General features: G+C 48.1%; 2 protein-coding genes. Both read left to right on the top strand.

Translation table 11 applies throughout. The annotated features are described in order from the left end of the window. On the top strand, positions 1-324 hold a 324-nt coding region (locus R7R24_RS25650), incomplete at its 5' end, for an NfeD family protein (protein WP_318119934.1). A 9-nt stretch (positions 325-333) separates the two neighbouring features. Further along, positions 334-863 (top strand): SPFH domain-containing protein (locus tag R7R24_RS25645; protein WP_318119933.1); only part of this gene is annotated, 530 nt, incomplete at its 3' end.

Here is an 863-nt window from a genome sequence, read left to right as displayed (position 1 = left end):
AGCGAGCTCCCGGGCTTCCAAATTGCCCTACCGTTGATTTTCGGTATCGCCATTTTTTCTATCGCGTTGATTCTTCTTACTATTGGTTTCTTACTCAGGATTCGAGGAAAAGGCGTCACCACAGGTTTAGAGACCTACCCCGGTAAACATGCCATTGTGAGTGACGACTTCATCGACGGACAAGGCCGCGTGCAGTTTGAAGGTGCTTTTTGGCAAGCGAAAACCGAACAAGATCAAGAACTCAAACAAGGTGAATCGGTCACCATTGTTCATGTTAAAGGGCTAACCTTAACGGTGAAGCCCAATGACCGCCCTAAAGAATAGGAGGCGTTTATGATGCTCTACACTGTTGCTGTGATCGTGGTGCTGCTGTTCGCATTAGCGACACAAATGTTTAAGGTTCTGCGCGAGTACGAACGAGGCGTTGTGTTCTTTCTGGGGCGATTTCAAGAAGTAAAAGGCCCAGGCTTGATCATTTTGATTCCTTTCATCCAACAAATGGTGCGTGTTGATTTACGAACCATTGTGCTGGATGTGCCAACACAAGATTTGATCACCAAAGATAACGTCTCTGTGCGCGTTAACGCGGTGGTGTATTTTCGTGTGGTTGACCCACAAATGGCAATCAACAATATTGAAAGTTACAGCGATGCCACCAGCCAGTTAGCACAAACGACGCTGCGCTCGGTGCTGGGCCAGCACGAGTTGGATGAACTGCTATCCGAACGAGAACGACTCAACAAGGATTTACAGTCCATTCTCGATCAACAAACCGACGATTGGGGCATTAAAATCTCCACCGTCGAAGTCAAACACGTCGATTTGAACGACAGCATGGTTCGCGCGCTGGCTCGACAAGCCGA

This window comes from Vibrio sp. 704, assembly GCF_033339295.1.
This window is presented reverse-complemented; position numbering and strand designations above follow the sequence as displayed.